The following is a 17749-nucleotide window of genomic DNA, read 5'->3' as shown; positions in this document are numbered from 1 at the left end:
CCTCATGCCCCATGTCGTCACCCAATCATGTTGCAGCGACGCGTCGTGCGTCTACGCATGTCCGGTCAACTGCATTCATCCCACCCCCGACGAGCCCGACTTCCTGACGGCGGAGATGCTGCACATCGACCCGCAATCGTGTGTCGACTGCGGTGCGTGCGTCTCGGCCTGCCCGGTCGACGCCATTGTGCCGCAAGCAAAATTGACCGAGGCGCAACTGCCGTTCCTGACGATCAATGCGGACTTCTACAAGCAGGAGCGACCGCCTCGGCCGATCCTGGCACCGGTCACGCCGGCTGCCTCGGTCTCGCGTGATCGTCGACCCCTTCGAGTCGCGATCGTCGGATCCGGACCGTCAGCGATGTACGCGGCAGACGAGCTGCTCACGCAGCCGGGTGTGAAAGTCGATGTCTACGACAGACTCCCGCAGCCACACGGACTCGCTCGCCTGGGCGTCGCGCCCGACCACCAGAAGACGCGTCAGGTATCGCGCCTGTTCGAGACCATTTCTGCGCAAGCGGGCTTCACCTACCACCTCGGCGTCGAGGTTGGTAAGGACATCACCCACGATGAGTTGATGGACACCCACCACGCCGTGATCTACGCGGTCGGTGCATCGTCGGACCGCGAACTCGGCATTCCCGGCGCCCAATTGCCGGGCCGCAGTTCGGCCACCGACTTCGTCGCCTGGTACAACGGCCACCCCGATCACGCACACCGCACGTTCGATCTCTCGCACGAGCGCGCCGTCATCATCGGCAACGGCAACGTGGCGCTGGACGTTGCCCGCATTCTGACCATGGATCCGGACACGCTCGCCCAGACCGAGATTGCGCCCCACGCCCTGGAAGCCCTGCGCCACAGTTCTATTCGTGAGGTCGTCGTCGTCGGCCGCCGAGGCGTCGCCCAGTCTGCTTTCACCGTTCCCGAGTTCGCCGGATTGCTCACCGTTCCCGATATCGATCTGGCCATCGACCGCAGTGAACTCGCGCTCGACCCGGTGACGGTCCGCCTCGCCGCGTCCGATGGCCTCCCTCATGCCGTGGCGCAGAAGCTCCAACTGCTCCGCCACGTCGACGAATCTCCCGAGCACGGCGACGGCCGTAAGCGCATCACACTGCGATATCTGCTCTCCCCCACCCGCATCCTGGGCACCGATCGAGTGACCGGCGTCGAGTTCGAGCGGATGGGCCTGACCGCCGACAGCGACGACGTCGTGCGCAGCATCCCGACCGGCGAAGTGGACACTGTCGAGGCCGGGCTCGTCCTGACGTCCATCGGCTACCGCGGAGTCGCGCTTCCCGGGGTTCCCTTCGATGACCGCGCGGGCATCATCCCCAACACCGGCGGTCGTGTGTTGCAAGAATCCGGTGGGCAGACGTCGGTCGGCAGCTACGTCACCGGGTGGATCAAGCGCGGTCCGTCGGGTTTCATCGGCACCAACAAATCCTGCGCCCAGGAAACCGTCGGACATCTGGTGGACGACTTCAATGCCGGTCGCTTGACGGATCCGATCGAGTTGCCCAGCACCTGGCCGGCCGAGTCGAGTCGGGGTCCGCTGCGACGCTCGAAAGAGATGCTGTCGACGCTGCGCCGGTCCTGACTGCCCACCCCCTTGGGGATCAATGCGCCCGCCAGTCACTCCGACTGCAACAAAGCCACATTGATCCAGGTGACGAAGGCCTCGGGGTTGAGTGAAGCGATGCGAGGTTGAACCGTCTACCATCTGGGTAACTTTCTTGCATCGGCCACCCGACAACGGCGGGCCTACACCTCGAGGAGACCGAGATGCCGGGCCTACGACCCACGATCGCCAGAGCCGCTGTCCCAATTGTCGGCATTGCGGTGGCCTTGATCTGCGCCGCACCTGCACAGGCTCTCCCGACTCCCGGCGACCTCGCCGATGTGCCGTCCCGAACTGCGATCTCGTACGAACATGTACCCACCGGGACGTACGTCGGCAGTCCAGAGGACAACTCGGCCCGCCCGGGTTTGTCGACGGTCAAGCTGTACATGGCCGACTACGTCGTACGACGCGGCGACGGCTCCCCACGTGATCGGGATCTGGCCGCCCGCATGGTCCAGGTCAGCGACGACAGCGCCGCTTCCGTACTCGACAACAAGTACCCCGAGGCCATCGATGCAACGGCTGCGGAGTTCGGACTCACCTCCACCTCGAGGGGCGGTTTCTGGGGCAGCTCGTACACCAGCACAGCGGACACCGTGCGATTCCTGGCAGCGAAGAAGCGAACCGACCCGGCCAGCCCGATCTTGGCCTGGATGAATTCTGCTGCTCCGGTCGCCGCGGATGGAACCGTCCAGGATTGGGGCACCCAGCAGCTGCCCGGCGTGACCGGTAGCAAGTGGGGATGGGCCGACGACGGCTCGAGCGTGGTTGCGTCCGCATCGATCGGTGACGAGTTCGTCGTGGCGTCGAATACGTACGGCCCGCGTCGCTCGCAGACCGACGACGTACTGGCAGCGCTCGGCGGCGTCGAGCTGACTGCACCGCCTGCGGCCGCTACCGTTCCGAACCTCCCCGTCATTCCCGGCCTGCCGTCGGTCGAAGAACTGCTGCGCATGTTCGCTCCTCGCTGACATGTTCGAATAGTTTGTCGGACCCCTCCCCTACTCTGCGATTCACCGAAAAGTTCGGGGACCACACCGGGGGACGTGGAGGGGACGACGATGAGTCGTATCGATCTGGACAGCATTTTCAAGTATTCGCGCGCAACCACTGTGCGGGATGGTGCTGATCCGAACGAATTACTGGACAGCGGAATCGGTTTCGCCCAATCGGGGTCGTCGGCGAAGGACATGACCCGACTGATCGCGGAACGCCTGTCCGCTGCGGAGAGCACCGGACGAGAGCATTCGGTGCACGATCGCGCGGCGAGAATACTCGACGATGCTCTCGATACGGTCTTCGAAAACGGTTGGCAACCTGCCGAACTGGTGCACGTCACGCGTCAGAGCGCCGGAGGAGACGGTGCGGTGGTCATGATCGAGGCTATCGGCTCCCACGCAGCTCGCAGCTCCGCAGACAATCTTGCGCCGGATTCCTGGCGGGACCAATTGTCCGAGCTGGAAGCCAACAGCGCAGGCGGCACAACGGCCGATCGTCTTCGTCGGTGGCGTTCGCACAACCGGCGCTCATCGACGCAATCCTGGTACACCCTCCTTCTCGTACTCGGTTGCGCAACATGGCTGTTGCCCATCGAGACGTTGCTGCCCCCTCCAACTCGCTGGACATCACGCACAACGTCTGCGGCCCCGCGGCAGCCGGCGGATTCCAAGATGCTCGGCAGAATACGAGGGTTACTGGCCAAGGCCGAGTCGACACAATTTCCCGCTGAGGCCGAGGCATTGTCGGCCAAAGCTCAGGACCTGATGACGCGCTATGCGATCGACAGCGCGCTTCTCGACGCGGGGAACCCATGCAGCGTGATCGACGATGTCCGCAGTCGTCGCATCATGGTCGGCAATCCGTACTCCAAATCCAAACTGCTTCTGCTGCACAGCGTATGCACGGCCAACGGTGCCAGAACCGTGTGGAAGAAGAAGTACTTACTGGCCACGGTGATCGGTCTTCCCGTCGATCTCGATCTGTGCGAGCTTCTGTACACCTCACTGCTCGTTCAATCGGCACGCGCCCTGGACGAAGTCGGCGATTCGTCGACCTCGCGGACACGCAGCTTCCGCCACGCATTCCTGATCGCCTACGCCCATCGAATCGGCGAACGATTGCAGGACGCGCGCAAGCGCGCTACCGCGGCGGCAACGCAACACCACGGATCGGGGCTGGTGCCGATCTTGGCGAAGCGATCCGATGCCGTGGATCGTGTGTACGCTGCCCGGTACCCATCGACGAAGACCGTCACGTTCGGCAGCAACAATGCTCAGGGGTGGATTGCGGGCCGTGCCGCCGCCGAGCGTGCCGACCTGACCGGTGGGCGCGAACGTATCGACAAATCCGATCTGGCCTCGTAGTGCGCGCTAGATTGGCTGACATGACCGGTCTGGATACCCCGCTGACGCCACTTCGCTTCCTCGAACGCGCAGCGGAGGTACATCCCCACAAGATCGCGGTGGAGGATGGTCCGCGCACCTTCACCTACGAGCAGTTCGCCGCTTCCGTCACCCGACTCGCGCATGCACTGCGCGCGTCGGGGGTCGGTCACGGAGATCGGGTGGCATACATCGCGTCCAACTCGGCGGAGCTGCTGTTCGCGCACTACGCGGTGCCACTGGCCGGTGCCGTGCTGGTCGCGATCAACACCAGGCTCTCACCGGATGAGGTTCGCTACATCTGCGATCACTCCGGTTCGGTTCTGTTGGTGGGTGATTCGGCGCTGCTGGCCGGGCTCGGAACAGATCCCATCGCAGATTCGGTCACCGAAATCGTCGAGACCCCCTCGGTGGACGGCACGTACGGCAAGCTACCGCACACCACGCGATACGACGCATTCCTCGAACGGGGTACCGACGAACCGATGGAGTGGGAGGTCGACGACGAGACGTCGACCATCACGATCAACTACACCTCGGGCACCACCGGTCGGCCCAAGGGCGTGATGTACACCCACCGCGGTGCTTACCTCAATTCTCTGGGAGAACTGCACCATCAAGGATTCGGAGTCGACACCCGTTATCTGTGGACTCTGCCGATGTTCCACTGCAACGGATGGTGCACCACGTGGGCGGTCACGGCCGCGTCGGGCACGCACGTATGCCTTCGCGGAGTGCGCGGTGACGCCATCTGGGCGGCCATCGACAACGGCGTCGATCATCTTGCCGGTGCGCCCACCGTGTTGACCACTCTCGCGACTGCTGCCGAGGCGCATGCGCTGGATCGACCGCTGACCATCGTCACAGCGGGAGCTCCTCCGAGTCCGACGATCATCGGCAAGATTCGCGCGTTGGGGGCCACTCTTGTACACGTCTACGGCCTCACCGAGACATACGGTCCGTACTCGGTGTGCGAGCCGAAGCAGGAATGGCTCGAACTGGACGCTGACGAACAAGCTCGGCGCTTGGCTCGACAGGGAGTCGGCATGCTCACAGCCGATCGTCTGCGCGTGGTTCGCGACGAGCCCGGTCCCGGTGGGGTGTTGATCGACGTGCAACCCGACGGTACCGAAATGGGCGAGATCGTCATGCGCGGCAACAATGTCATGAAGGGGTACTACAACGACACTGCTGGCACGACAAAGGCTTTCGCGGGCGGCTGGTTCCACTCCGGAGACCTCGGCGTGATGCATCCCGACGGGTACGTCCAACTACTCGATCGCGCCAAGGACGTCGTCATCTCCGGCGGCGAGAACATCTCGACGATCGAAGTGGAACAGGCACTTGCGAGCCATCCCGCCGTCGCCGATGTGGCTGTCATCGGGGTGCCGGACGACAAATGGGGTGAACGGCCGAAGGCCTTCGTGGTGCTGGCACCTGGTGCGGACGCCTCGGAGGCCGAGCTCGTAGCGCACGTCAAATCGGCCATCGCGTCGTACAAGGCCCCGCGCGCAGTCGAATTCATCGTCGAGCTGCCGAAGACATCGACCGGCAAGATCAGAAAAAAGGAGTTGCGCGACGCCGAGTGGGGCACATCCGCGTCCAAGATCAACGGGTAGCCCAGCGGGTCACGCCATCTGCACACCGGCGATTTCGGTGACTCCGCCCTTGCCGTCGAACGACAGCTGCCTGAACGCGACTTTTTCGACGAAGAACCTGTCGTGGCTCACCAGAATCACCGCGCCGGGAAACGCCGTCACGGCACGTTCGAGAACCTGAGTGCTCTGCAGGTCGAGGTGGTTGGTGGGCTCATCGAGCACTATTACTCCGGCTCCGAACAGCAGGCACTGAGCCAACGCCACGCGAGCCTTCTGTCCACCGGACAGGACGCCGATCTTGGTCTTGAGGTCGAGCTCGGAGAACTGCAGCAACGTCAGGAAGCGGTGCACTTCTTTCTTGGTCGCCGTCAGTGCGAGGCTGCCCGGCATCGCGTTGACCGAGTGCGAGACGGTGTCATCGAGGTCGAGGTCAGCAAGCACCTGGTTGTAGTAGATGAACGACGGGGCCTTGGTTTTCCATTTGATCTTGCCGCTGTCCGGTTGTTCGGCACCGACGAGGATGTCGACGAGTGTGGTTTTGCCACAACCGTTCGGCCCGGTGATCGCGATCCGATCACCACGGTGCACGGTGAAGGAGATGTCCTCGAAAAGTCGTTGATCACCATAGCTTTTCGAGATCCCATTGATCTCCGCGAGGTTGTCGTGGACGTGTAGTCCGCCGTAGATAGCGGTGACCACAGTGTCGACCGGCCGGGGGCTCTTGCTCTTCTTGATATTCGCCAGCCGACGCTTGAGCACCCCGCTGGGGTTCTTCACAGCTTCTTTGCGATCACTGATCGCTTCTTGCTCGTAGGCCAGCAACTGCTGTTCGTTGCTGAACTCGCGTTCGAGGTTCTTGAGTCGAAACTGCTTCTGCTGAACGTATTCCGAGTAGCTGCCGTCGTACGTCTGCAGGTGGTGGTTCTCGATCTCGACGATGCTGGTGACGACCTGCTCGAGGAATGCGCGATCGTGCGAGACGACGAGAAGCGCACCGCGGAAATCGCGCAGCCACCGTTCGAGCCAGGCGATTCCGGCGACGTCGAGGAAGTTGGTCGGCTCGTCCAGGAGCAGAACGTCCGGTGCCTCGATGAGAATCTTGGCCAGAGCCGCGCGGTTGCGCCAACCACCGGAAAGTCGATCGACGGGAAGCTCACGTCGTTCGGCGTTGAATCCGAGCATCGACAACACCGTGTCGATCTGCTGGTGGTAGGTCCAACCGCCACTGTTCTCCATTGCGTCGAGCAGTTCGGCTTGGCGGTCGACGAGCTTGTACATCTGCTTTTCGTCGAGATCGCCGCCGAGTGCAGCCTCGACCTCGGCCAATTCGGTCTCGATTGCATGGACGGCACCGAACAGCGATTCGAGCTCTGTTTGGATGCTCCGATCTCCGTCGAGTTCGGAGAACTGCGAGAAGTACCCGATTCGCGCACCCTCGGTGACGTCGACGGTTCCGGAATCGGGTGTCTCGCGGCCGAGAAGTAGCTGTAGCAGGGTGGTCTTGCCCGTTCCGTTGCGACCGATCAGCCCGATGCGATCGCCGTCGGCGAGGCGGAAGAACACCTCGCGCAACATCACCTTCTGGTCGTATCCCTTGGCAACGTCGTTCAAGCGAATCCAGCTCAAGCGTTCACTCCTGAAAACACGGGTCCGCTGAGTCGTCGAACCGGGCTCGCTCACTCTAGCCGCGCTTCGCCCTGCGCCTTTCACGTCGAGCGTTCTGATCGCACGCTCGGAACATTCACTTGCCGGTGATGGTCGCGAGCGAATCGACAGGCGGGGACACCACAACGGGATCGCGTCCCGACCACAGATCCAGCACCGCCTTGGGACGCGCCAACAACTCTCGCGCGTAGTTGCGAACAACTGCGAGCGTGTTGCAGTCGACGCACTCGGCCGTGACACCGTCGATGTCCAAATCCATGTCCTCGCACAGCGCCACTGCGCGCGAGACGTGGAGGGGTTGACTGATGATGAGGCCCCGTTCGACTCCGAACGTTTCCTTCGCCCTCGCGCACGTGTCGTAGGTGTCGATGCCGTGATCATCGCCGATGATCACGTCGGGGTCGATGCCATGCTCGATGAGGTATTCGGTCATGGCCTGAATTTCGTTGCCAGAGTTGCCGTCTGCGTCGCCCGAGACCAGGATCGCTTTGATTTTTCCCGCGGCCATCAACGCGATCGCCGCGTCGAGACGTCCGGCGAGAAACCGCATCGGCTTACCGTCGCGCACCTGCGCGCCGAGAACGATCGCTACCGGTGCATCGGGCGCATCGTCGACGTCGTAGACCTTCCCCGCCGTCGCATAAGCAACCCAACCGGCCGACGCCAGAACGATCGCCACCAGCGCTGCAACGAGGGCAGACACCGCTTGCAGGAGTCGCCGAACCAGTCCTCGGGGCCTTGCTTTCGTACTCATGATCTCGTTTCGTCGACGGCGGAGAACTCAACGTAACCGAAGAAAACGGCGCACTGTCGATACCGCGGCGCACCCACATCGATTCCACAGTGAACCCTCAGAGCCGCCCTGCTCAGCTGCGCGATCGAGCAGCGGAGTACCGTCTTACCAGTGAATCCGCTGCTGACCTCTCGACGCTATGTCGACTTGCGTCTGCAAGCCAGCGCTACCTGTTGACGGTTCTCTAGACCGCAACCTCTCCGTCGGGCAACTCGCCCCGACGAGCATCTGTCGCACACCCCTCACAGCACTTCTTCGTTTTCGAAAGGCATAACCATGTCTGCGCCCAGCGCTACCCGTACGCGCCGTGTCCCTACCTGGGCAACCGCGTTCGGCCCACAGATCGTTGCCGGCCTCATTCTCGGTGTCGTTTTCGGGCTGATCGCCCGGTCGATGCCCGATGCTGCCGACGGCAACGAGAACTGGTTGGTCGGCACTCTGTCGACCATCGGTTCCAGCTACGTCAAGCTGCTCACCGTCGCGGTCATACCACTGGTCTTCACCGCAATCGTCAGCTCCATCGCCAATCTCCGTGAAGTGGCCAATGCCGCTCGCCTCGCCATTCAGACGCTGTGGTGGTTCGCGATCACGGCGTTCATCGCGGTCATCATCGGCATCGTGATCGGACTGGTCGCGCAACCCGGGTCCCGCACCAGTGCTGGAATGGACTCGGCGAAAGACCCGTCCAGCGTCGGATCGTGGTGGTCGTTCCTCACCGGACTGGTGCCGAACAATTTCTTCGCGCTCGGTGCGAAGACCACGGTGGCCGACAGCGGCACCGCAACTACGTCGTTGAGCTTCAACATCCTTCAGCTGCTGGTGATCGCGGCCGCTATCGGTATCGCCGCGCTCAAGGTCGGCAAGAAGGCCGAGCCGTTCCTCGTCTTCAACGCCTCGCTGCTGGCCATTGTCCAGAAGGTGCTGTGGTGGATCATCCGCTTGGCCCCGATCGGTACCGCGGCTCTCATCGGCAACGCGGTGGCGACCTACGGTTGGGACGCAATCGGTTCGCTGGGCGTGTTCACCGTGTCGATCTACATCGGCCTCGCTGTGGTGTTCTTCGTCGTGTACCCGTTGATCGTTCGCGCTCATGGCCTCTCGGTGCGGAACTTCTATTCGGGTGTCTGGCCGGCGACGCAGCTCGGCTTCGTCTCGCGCTCGTCGATCGGCACCTTGCCGCTGACCGAGCGCGTCACCGAACGCAACCTCGGAGTGCCGCGTGAGTACGCATCGTTCGCGGTGCCGCTCGGCGCGACGACGAAAATGGATGGTTGCGCGGCGATCTATCCCGCGATCGCAGCTCTCTTCGTGGCTCAGTTCTACGGCATCGATCTGAGCATCACCGACTACTTGCTGATCATCGTGGTGTCTGTGATCGGTTCTGCCGCAACGGCGGGAACAACAGGTGCGACGGTGATGCTCACCCTCACGCTGTCGACACTGGGGTTGCCTTTGGCGGGTGTCGGTCTGCTGCTCGCGGTGGAGCCGATCGTCGACATGGGCCGTACCGCGGTCAATGTCACCGGCCAGGCGCTGATACCCACCATCGTCGCCAAGCGCGAGGGAATCCTCGACCTCGAGCGCTACAACGCTCCGCGAAACGGAGACCCCTTCGTGGACGAGGAAGCCGAAGTGGAACTCGCTCGCTAGGAGCAAGTTTCGAACGAACGATCCCGACGACCGAGCAATTCGGTCGTCGGGATCGTTCGTCTATCGGGGCGGTGACAGCGCGTCGACCGATGCCGCGGTATCGGTGTCTGCGGCCTCGACACTGGCGAAATAGTATTGAAAAAACTCGCGCATGGTCTTGATGATCTCGATCTGCTGCTTGATCGCATAGCGAGCGGAGCCTTCGTCGCCGACTGCAAGACGATGGAACTTGGCACCGAGCATCTGGGCTGACGGCAAGTCGCCGAACGATTCAGGCGACGACAGCCCGACAGTCATCTCGAACATCTTGTCCAGCTTTTCGAGGTAGTCAGAACATGCCCTGTCGCAGCCCGCTGCAACATCAGCCTCGACGTGAAGTTCGCAGGCATTTGCCTGATCGCGCAATGATCGCCAATGGGCAAGGTTGTCGGCCAGACCAAGAGTCCTGTCGGTCACCGGGGCGTGCCTTTCATTTCGGCAGGTAGGACTGAAGGTCCTCGGCATGCTTATTGACTTCGGCGCAGGGGTCGCCCAACAAGTCTCTCGAGCCGATTTTATGGAGGACGAGAATCAGGAGGTTGCCGCTCGCCTCGAGCGCGATATTGCATCCCTCTGGCGGTTCGCCGTTCTCGGAGAAGTTGAACTGAACTGCTGTGCGAGGGCCAATCTGGACTGGAACCTGCTTTTCATTCTGCGGGCTGCGCAGAAATTGGTCGAGCGAGTTGGTCGAAGACTGGATAATGAAGAAATACCACGGCGCTTCTGTCGGCCCATCCCACGCACAATTCTTCCAACCGGGGTACGTCGTGAGTCCCGCAAAGTCCGGCCGCTCAGTACTTACGTCCAGCCCGGTTGCTGTCACTGCAGATTTTGGGATCGTGCATGGATCGAACGGTTCCCCGGGTACCGACGCCGCACTGGTCTGTTCCGTCGAGGTGTCCCCACTCGCGACTGGACTCCCCTGCGTCGAGGCAGCGCAGCCCGTCAGCAACACCCCCGCAGCACAGACCGCCGCCAGTCGACGCCCACCCACCACCCACATGCATTCAACCTCTCGCCACCGACGTCACTCGATGGTTGGACGCAACACGAGCAGGATCGGTTCCCTACACGGGCTGCGAGGCCCTGATCTCTTCCGACTCGACAGAAGCAACACTCCTACGTTCGGCCGCCCACACCCACAGGGCCAGGGAGATCAACGCGATCACTTCCGCCACGACGAGCACTCGTTCCACGTATCCGAGGGTGACCACCCGATACCAGGGACGTGAGCCGGTGGCGCCGACCGCGAGTGCGTACACGATGGGCAACAACGTCACGACCGACAACATGCTCAGGCCCAGAGTGATTCGCGCGCGAGCTGCCCACAGGCCGTCGCGAATCCAGGGCCGCGAGAACGCGAAGACTGCGACCGGGATGCTGACGAACGCCACTGCGGCACCGAGTCGGTGGATCGAACCGCCGAGGCTCAGTGAGGCGTTGTTCGACCAATCTTGCTTCGGCACAGCGACAACGGCAACGAGGCCTACTGTCCACAGCGTCAAGCAGATCGCCGCGGCTGATGTGGGCCGCGTGAGCCGGTGGCGTAACGCGGCAGCCAGGGTGAGTGCCGAGCCGAGGGCAAGCAAAACGACCCCGATCGAAAACACCCACTGCTGCGCGCCGAGTCCGTATTCGCTGATCGTGCGACGTAGGTGCGACGGCGTCTGCCATGCGGTGTGGAGATCGAGAGCCAGCACCACCAACGCACCCAACACGATCAGCAGAGCCCCGATCCTCGCCGGTCGAATCTGCACGTTCCCTCCACCCTCTGTCACGACGCCCTTTGCCGTCCGCACTCCATGGTGCCTGACGACGTCGGCGCACCCCCTTGACCTGACAGCAAGCCACGAATAACGTACAACAACATGGTTGTAGATCAGCTGGGTGACGACGAGATCGATCGCCTCTTCCAGGCGTTCGCAGACACCACGCGCCGCGACATCATCGCGAAGGTCACTGTTGTCGAACAGTCGGTGTCAGCGCTGGCATCTCACTACGCCATGAGTTTTGCCGCCGTACAAAAACACGTCGCAGTTCTCGAACGCGCTGACGTAGTCGAGAAGCACAAACGCGGCAGGGAGCAGATTGTGCGGGTTCGCTTGGACACCATCGCCAAAGCACGTGCATTGCTCGATACCTACGAGGAGATCTGGCGACACCGCGTAGACCGGATCGACGACATTCTCGACGAAGACAAGAAGGGATAGCACCATGCCGTTCATCAGCTCACACAAGGATGCAGTCAACCTGACCATGACCGTGGTCGCCGAGTTCGACGCGAAGGTCGAACGGGTCTGGCAGATCTGGTCGGACCCGCGACAACTCGAACGCTGGTGGGGACCGCCCACGTGGCCCGCAACATTCGTGTCCCACGACTTCGTGCCCGGCGGCAAGGCGTCGTACTACATGTCCGGCCCCGATGGCGAAAAGGCTGCCGGCTGGTGGCTTTTCACCGATATCTCCGCGCCGACGACACTCTCGTTCGACGACGGGTTCGCCGATGACGCGGGTAATCCGTCGTCGACGTTGCCGGTCACTCACGCCACCGCCACTCTCGACGATGTCGGCGGTAGAACGCGTATGACCATCAGGTCGCGATTCGACACACTCGAGCAACTCGAACAACTCGTCGAGATGGGCATGGACGAGGGCATGGCCTTGGCACTGGGCCAGATCGACGCGATCATCGCCGACTGATCGTGGCGCGCGGAACTTCGGTCCCTGCTAAAAATTTTCGCGCATAGCGGCGAAGCCGCTCATCTCGAGTAGCTAGGTTCGATCCACTACCGGTGGGTGCCGCCGATCAGCGCTCGGCTACTCCCCCACAGGCCGAAGCCGAGCAACAGGAAGCCAGGCAGGATTGCCCCGATCGCGTCGATCGAGCTATCGGCGGCACCCACAGCGGCGAGGATCAGGGCAAGTACGCCGAGCGCGGTCAACGCCACGCCGAGGCCGGTGAAGAAACGTAGCTTCCACACCAGAGCGAGCGCGACGAAGTGCACTCCGACCACCGTCGAAATCCACGCGACCGCTGCCTGCGGTGCGCCGAGCGGACCGTTGATGATCGCGAGACCGCCGAAGATTGCCACCACCTCGATTGCGACCACAACCCAGTACCCGCGGCCGAAGCCGCCGCGGCTACCGCTCTCCGGGGCGGGGGCCGGCGGCACTCGCCACACTGCGAGCAGCACAGCAACCAACGCCACCACTGCGACGACGCGCAACCCCACTGTCAGTGGCGTGGGAAACGTATCCGAATTCACGAAGACGAAGACCAGTCCGAAAACGGCTCCGATGATCGAGCCGATCTTTTCGGGTGCCATGCGTGCGCCGGGTTTCATAGGGCCACCGTCGCACAGTTCCACCGCCCGTACAGACGAATCCACGACCGATGTCGGAGGTCTGTGCGGCGAAGCCGCTCTACTCCGGAACTGAGCTCACGGTGAACGGCTCGACGGGTTCTCCCCCACGCTTGTCGAACTGACTGTTCACCACGAACAACCGATCATCCACTGCTGCAACGGTTGTGGGGTAGGCAAATGATGCATCGGTGATCTCGCCAGTGACGGTACCGGTCCGTCCGGCGTCGTCGAGATCCACCTTCGCAATGACACCGTCACGATTTCGGACGACGTAGAGAAGGTCGTTGTCCCTTTCCATGCCGTCGCCGTTGACGAGGGTCGCTCCACCGAGATCGACCTGTGTGACCTCCTTGGAGGTCTTGTCCACCCGGTAGAGATTCCCGGTGCTCGACTGAACGACGATCAACGCGGTTTCGTCGTCGTTCTCGACGATGCCGTTGGCGTTGAAGCCATCGCCGTACACGAACGGTGTGCCCTCGAAGTCCGCGAAGGACTCCAGCGGGAGGTCTCGACCTCCGCCTGCGAGCTGCGCCGCCGGGATGCGGTACATGATCGGGGTCCGAGAGTCGGTGACGAACGCGTCTCCATTGTCCGCGACGGCAACGTCGTTGAGGAATGTCGCATCGGCCCCGAGACCGTTGGTGAAGGTGGCAGCGAGCTCACCGGAGTTGGCGTTGTACACCCACACCTTGCCGGAGGCGCCGCCCGCGATCACCAGGTAGCGATTTGCGTCGCTCTGATCGTCGTCATCGTCGGTCACTGCGATCCCAGCTGCACCGCTGCGTCCGTCCGCGCCGCCGGGGAGGAATACCGACACATCGCGAGATCCGACGGTTCCGCGGAACACGGACCCGTCGGATGTGGAGGTGACGTAGAACGTGTCGTCGGCGGCGGTGATGCCCTCGGGAAACACTCCGGTGCCCGGCAGGTTGTAGGCGTTGGCGTTCGATGAGGCGGACGAGGTCGGTGCCGACGATGCCGGCGCGGACGACTCCGCGGCTGTGGATGCAGCGGGGGCCGGCTCCGGATCGGATGACCCGCAGGCACCCATCAGCAATGTGGCGGCGGCAACGACGGGCAGTACCTGGAGGGCTCGTTTCACCCTCGCAAGTGTTCCATATGTCTCAATTTCCTGGCATTACTGCTGGTGAGCAGATTTCCCGCCGGGACATTTCGTACAGTCGTAGTCATGAGTGAGCTCTCCACCCTTGCCGCAACCAGCACCGAACTCGGCGGAATCGCGGGGTGGGCTGTGGGTTTGATGGAGGCGATCGGCGGTCCGGGAGCGGGTATCGCCGTGGCTGCGGAGAACTTCTTCCCGCCGCTCCCCAGCGAGATCATCCTGCCTTTGGCCGGCTTCACCGCCTCGCAGGGCGGCATGACTCTCTTCGGCGCGTTGTTCTGGACGACGGCCGGATCGGTGGTCGGCGCTCTGGTTCTCTACTGGCTCGGCATCAAGCTCGGTCGTGACCGGATGTACGCCATCGTCGGGAAGATGCCGTTCGTCGGAACCGAGGACCTGACCAAGGCCGAGGACTGGTTCACCCGGCACGGGCGCTCGGCGGTGTTCTTCGGCCGCATGATCCCGGTGGTCCGCTCGGGCATCTCGATTCCGGCGGGCGTTTCGCGAATGCCGGTCCTCCAGTTCATCTTGTACACCACGCTGGGCAGCCTGATCTGGAACTCGATCTTCGTCCTCGCCGGCTACTTCCTCGGTGAGAATTGGCACTACGTCGAGAGCTACGCCTCGGTATTCCAGTACGTCGTCATCGGTATCGTGGTGGCCCTGATCGCCTGGTTCGTCGTCAAGAAGATGAAATCCAGGCGCGCCGAGGTGCAGTAGACCCTCACAATTCATCGACGTCGATCAAATCGTCCTGCAGAGCCCTCGCGAGCAACGTCGCTTTGGTGGGCACGCTGCGCCCGACCGCGGAATGTTTTGCTCGAAGGCGGGTCAGGTGGAGGTTTCCTCTACTGACTCGGCCCGCACTGAGCATCGAGCGAGTACGTGTCATCGGACCCGCCGGATTCCGTCGGCAAAGCGGTCCAGCGCAGCGAGAACCTCATCCGCCTGCCACACCCTGTTTCGTCTCCCCTTCGATGTCTGGTGGAGTATGTCGGCCTCGGACAGCTTGTCGATCGCTCGCTGAGCCGCGATCTCGCTGACTTCGAATGTGTTTCGCACGAAGGCATTGTCGACAACCGGCTGCGCCACCAGCGCGTCGACGAGCTTCCAGACGACCGAGTCGCTGCGAGCCACGATGCGTTCGATGTATTCGGCCCGAGCGGCGGCGAGGTCGTCGACCAACCGTCGCCCACCGGTGACGGCATGAAAGGTCGCCGCGGTGAGACTACGAACGATTGCCTCCACATCTCCCCTCCGATAGGCGTCGAGGCTCTCGAAATAGCTCGCGGTATCGGTCAGCAATCCAGCCGACAGCGGAACCGTCACTCGCTCGGTCACGTCGGCCCTCCGGAGCATTCCGTGGATGATCGCGCGGCCAGTGCGACCGTTTCCGTCCGTGAACGGGTGGAGCGTCTCGAATTGCGCGTGTGTGACTGCTACGTGAGGGATGACGGGGAGGTCCGAGCGAGCCGCGAACTCGAAGAGATCGTTCAGCGCGTCCGGCAACCGATCGTGATGCGGCGGTACGAATGCCGCGCGGTGCGGGCCGATGTCCGATCCGCCGATCCACACCTGTTGTGTGCGCCATCGGCCGGGCTGAGGGTCGCCACTCGGCTCCATCAGCGCATGGTGCATGGCCAGAACACTCGATGCGTCGATGGACGTACCCACCTCGAGAGCAGCTTCCATCGCGCGGACGTTTCCCGACACGATCGATGCATTCCGTGTTGTGGGCGAACCCAATTCGGCGAGTGCGAGCGCCCTGGCTCCCACGGTCAGATTCTCGATCTGCGAGGACGCTGAGCTTTCCGTTCGCAGCAGAATCGAACTCATCGGTGCAAGCTCGACCGATGGACCGAGTTGCACCGAGGCGTACTGGTCGAAGCGGACGATTTCACGGAGAGCATCCTCCGATTCCGCAAGCAGCTGCGCGGGCAACGTGACATTCGCGTCGGCGATACGCGCCGGCACGCACGCGCGATAGTCACCCTGATGCAGCCGACGCTGGGCGCGCGAGGTGTAGGTATCGGACACCTGCCATGGTCGACGCTCGAATTCGACCGCAGGCCATCGGCCCGCGTCCTGATCGTCCGCCATCAACGAACCGTACCAAACTTTACTGTTCTAGGGTTTGGTATGGCCAGCTGATACCTACGTCAGGGTTTTCCGGAGTTACCGAGCTTTTCGGCCGCCTCGCGCAAGTGCACTCCGATCCGATCAGTCGCCTCGTCGAACAGATCTCGCGCCGCGCTGAGATTCAACGACGCCAGCTCATCGCTTTCGCGCTCCTCGAGTTCGGCGAAGTCCGGAGACCCGTGATGCTCGATCCACCGCATTTTCTCGAGTTCCTTCTCGATATCCATCAGTCCGTCCAGATACGAACGCAATGCAGCCAGTCGCAGTATCAGGGTGCGCTGACGATCGGCGAGCGCTTCGGTGCGCCGGGCGTACATTGCTTGCACCTCGGCATCTTTGGCGAGATGACCCGACGGTGGGCCGCCGAGACGATCGAAGGCAGCTTGGAGCAGCCCTGCACTACGCGCGACCGAGGCCACTTCAGCGGACAGGTCGATGCGCACTATCCGATGCGCTACGTCATCCGCCGTCCATGCCGCCAGACCTTCGATGGCAGTGGCCAGTGCAGCGACGGCGTAGACGACACTGCCGGTGACCGTCTTACGGAGGCTCTCGAGCTCTGCGATGTCGGCCTGTCCTCGACTCGCCGGCTCCCGATCCACGACCTTGCGCACTCGGTCGAGCCTGGTTGCAGTCGGGGGGTCATGCAGAGTGGATGTAGCGGCCAGACGCCATGAAGTCAGTGCCTCTCGGACGAAGTGTCCGTGCGCCCCGCGCCACGCCGGCTTGCCGAGTCCGACCACCGCGTCGTCGATCGCGCGCTGATCTTTCGACCGACGGTCGAACGGATTCCATCCCATGTCCACTCCCCATGCAGTCAGTCCTTCGGAATACGGTAGCGACCGCCTTTGATCATGAACACGACGTAGCCCAACACGATCAGCAGGTAGAGCGTGGTCGGTACGACGAGAACCCAGACGCTGACCGAATCACCGGCCGCAGTGCCGGACACCCCGACAATCCATGCGAGCAGCAGTGCTGTTGCCGCACCGATCCACTGGAGGTCTTCGGCCATCTTGCGATTCAGTTCGGGCCTGTTCTCGGCGGAAGTCCAGTAGTCATGCATCCGGCGGCTCGGCAGGTTGACCAACTGGGCCGGAACTTTAGGGAGCCACCAGCCGATACTCACGAAGAATCCGATCAGGACAAGTCCGATGCCACCCGTGGTGAGCAAGAAGGATGCCGTGGACTCCATGCGGTCGACCTGTCCGGAACCGGTGAAATGCGCCGGAACCTCGTCACCTGCAGTCAGGGCGACCCACACGAGGGCACCGATGAATACGAGACTGGACAGCAGTAGGGCAGCGCGCGAAAGCTTCATCCCGCTCTACTTTAGTGCCTGCGGTAGCGGTGTCCTGCAGACCGCCGG

At 62.7% G+C, this 17749-nt stretch carries 19 protein-coding genes; 8 read left to right on the top strand and 11 right to left on the bottom strand.

Annotation, left to right across the window (positions count from 1 at the left end; genetic code table 11):
* Positions 1–4: 4 nt before the first annotated feature.
* From ACFI9K_RS23305 to ACFI9K_RS23290, 4 genes are all read left to right on the top strand, one after another.
* Positions 5–1603: an FAD-dependent oxidoreductase gene (locus ACFI9K_RS23305; RefSeq protein WP_462665711.1), complete on the top strand. Its 1599-nt coding sequence runs from the start codon at positions 5–7 to the stop codon at positions 1601–1603.
* Positions 1604–1788: 185 nt separating this feature from the next.
* Positions 1789–2598: a serine hydrolase gene (locus tag ACFI9K_RS23300; RefSeq protein ID WP_462665710.1), complete on the top strand. Its 810-nt coding sequence runs from the start codon at positions 1789–1791 to the stop codon at positions 2596–2598.
* A gap of 90 nt (positions 2599–2688) precedes the next feature.
* On the top strand, positions 2689–3990 hold the full coding sequence (locus tag ACFI9K_RS23295; protein ID WP_462665709.1) for a DUF2786 domain-containing protein: 1302 nt from the start codon (positions 2689–2691) through the stop codon (positions 3988–3990).
* Positions 3991–4010: 20 nt separating this feature from the next.
* Complete coding sequence (locus tag ACFI9K_RS23290) at positions 4011–5627, top strand: AMP-binding protein (protein ID WP_462665708.1); 1617 nt, start codon at positions 4011–4013, stop codon at positions 5625–5627.
* Between the two features lie 9 nt (positions 5628–5636).
* Here the strand turns inward: ACFI9K_RS23290 and ACFI9K_RS23285 are convergent, their stop codons facing one another.
* Entirely contained in the window at positions 5637–7232 is a 1596-nt protein-coding gene (locus ACFI9K_RS23285) for an ABC-F family ATP-binding cassette domain-containing protein (protein ID WP_462665707.1), read from the bottom strand.
* A gap of 115 nt (positions 7233–7347) precedes the next feature.
* Positions 7348–8025: a SanA/YdcF family protein gene (locus ACFI9K_RS23280; protein WP_462665706.1), complete on the bottom strand. Its 678-nt coding sequence runs from the start codon at positions 8023–8025 to the stop codon at positions 7348–7350.
* A gap of 315 nt (positions 8026–8340) precedes the next feature.
* Here ACFI9K_RS23280 and ACFI9K_RS23275 point away from each other — a divergent pair, with 315 nt between their 5' ends.
* Positions 8341–9714, top strand: a complete 1374-nt coding sequence (locus ACFI9K_RS23275) for a dicarboxylate/amino acid:cation symporter (protein WP_462665705.1) — start codon at positions 8341–8343, stop codon at positions 9712–9714.
* A 60-nt stretch (positions 9715–9774) separates the two neighbouring features.
* On the opposite strand, the gene ACFI9K_RS23270 is transcribed toward ACFI9K_RS23275, so the two are convergent.
* The 3 genes from ACFI9K_RS23270 to ACFI9K_RS23260 form a co-directional block, all read right to left on the bottom strand.
* The gene (locus ACFI9K_RS23270) at positions 9775–10170 is read right to left on the bottom strand and encodes a hypothetical protein (RefSeq protein ID WP_462665704.1); all 396 of its coding nucleotides are present in this window, start codon (positions 10168–10170) and stop codon (positions 9775–9777) included.
* 13 nt (positions 10171–10183) lie between these two features.
* Positions 10184–10756: a DUF3558 domain-containing protein gene (locus ACFI9K_RS23265; RefSeq protein WP_462665703.1), complete on the bottom strand. Its 573-nt coding sequence runs from the start codon at positions 10754–10756 to the stop codon at positions 10184–10186.
* A 64-nt stretch (positions 10757–10820) separates the two neighbouring features.
* Entirely contained in the window at positions 10821–11510 is a 690-nt protein-coding gene (locus ACFI9K_RS23260) for a DUF998 domain-containing protein (RefSeq protein ID WP_462665702.1), read from the bottom strand.
* A 111-nt stretch (positions 11511–11621) separates the two neighbouring features.
* On the opposite strand from ACFI9K_RS23260, the gene ACFI9K_RS23255 reads away from it, so the two are divergent.
* Together ACFI9K_RS23255 and ACFI9K_RS23250 are read left to right on the top strand one after the other, a co-directional pair.
* On the top strand, positions 11622–11963 hold the full coding sequence (locus tag ACFI9K_RS23255; RefSeq protein WP_462665701.1) for an ArsR/SmtB family transcription factor: 342 nt from the start codon (positions 11622–11624) through the stop codon (positions 11961–11963).
* 4 nt (positions 11964–11967) lie between these two features.
* Complete coding sequence (locus tag ACFI9K_RS23250) at positions 11968–12453, top strand: SRPBCC family protein (RefSeq protein ID WP_462665700.1); 486 nt, start codon at positions 11968–11970, stop codon at positions 12451–12453.
* A gap of 86 nt (positions 12454–12539) precedes the next feature.
* Here the strand turns inward: ACFI9K_RS23250 and ACFI9K_RS23245 are convergent, their stop codons facing one another.
* A complete protein-coding gene (locus ACFI9K_RS23245) occupies positions 12540–13097 on the bottom strand; it encodes a hypothetical protein (protein WP_462665699.1) in 558 nt (185 codons plus the stop codon).
* Between the two features lie 79 nt (positions 13098–13176).
* A complete protein-coding gene (locus ACFI9K_RS23240) occupies positions 13177–14220 on the bottom strand; it encodes an SMP-30/gluconolactonase/LRE family protein (RefSeq protein ID WP_462665698.1) in 1044 nt (347 codons plus the stop codon).
* 87 nt (positions 14221–14307) lie between these two features.
* On the opposite strand from ACFI9K_RS23240, the gene ACFI9K_RS23235 reads away from it, so the two are divergent.
* On the top strand, positions 14308–14961 hold the full coding sequence (locus ACFI9K_RS23235; RefSeq protein ID WP_462665697.1) for a DedA family protein: 654 nt from the start codon (positions 14308–14310) through the stop codon (positions 14959–14961).
* 4 nt (positions 14962–14965) lie between these two features.
* Here the strand turns inward: ACFI9K_RS23235 and ACFI9K_RS23230 are convergent, their stop codons facing one another.
* The 4 genes from ACFI9K_RS23230 to ACFI9K_RS23215 are packed head-to-tail and all read right to left on the bottom strand — an operon-like array spanning position 14966 to position 17701.
* Positions 14966–15133 carry a DNA-binding response regulator gene (locus tag ACFI9K_RS23230; protein WP_462665696.1) on the bottom strand — a complete coding sequence of 56 codons (168 nt, stop codon included), beginning with the start codon at positions 15131–15133 and terminating at the stop codon, positions 14966–14968.
* Entirely contained in the window at positions 15130–16341 is a 1212-nt protein-coding gene (locus ACFI9K_RS23225; protein ID WP_462665695.1) for a Fic family protein, read from the bottom strand. Before ACFI9K_RS23225 ends, ACFI9K_RS23230 begins: the two co-directional genes overlap by 4 nt.
* Before the next feature lie 59 nt (positions 16342–16400).
* A complete protein-coding gene (locus ACFI9K_RS23220) occupies positions 16401–17180 on the bottom strand; it encodes a hypothetical protein (protein ID WP_462665694.1) in 780 nt (259 codons plus the stop codon).
* Positions 17181–17197: 17 nt separating this feature from the next.
* Positions 17198–17701 carry a hypothetical protein gene (locus tag ACFI9K_RS23215; protein ID WP_462665693.1) on the bottom strand — a complete coding sequence of 168 codons (504 nt, stop codon included), beginning with the start codon at positions 17699–17701 and terminating at the stop codon, positions 17198–17200.
* Between the last annotated feature and the right edge of the window lie 48 nt (positions 17702–17749).

Source organism: Rhodococcus sp. PSi06 (assembly GCF_054960675.1).
The sequence above is the reverse complement of the archived record's forward strand: the minus strand, read 5'-3'. Positions and strand labels throughout refer to the sequence as shown.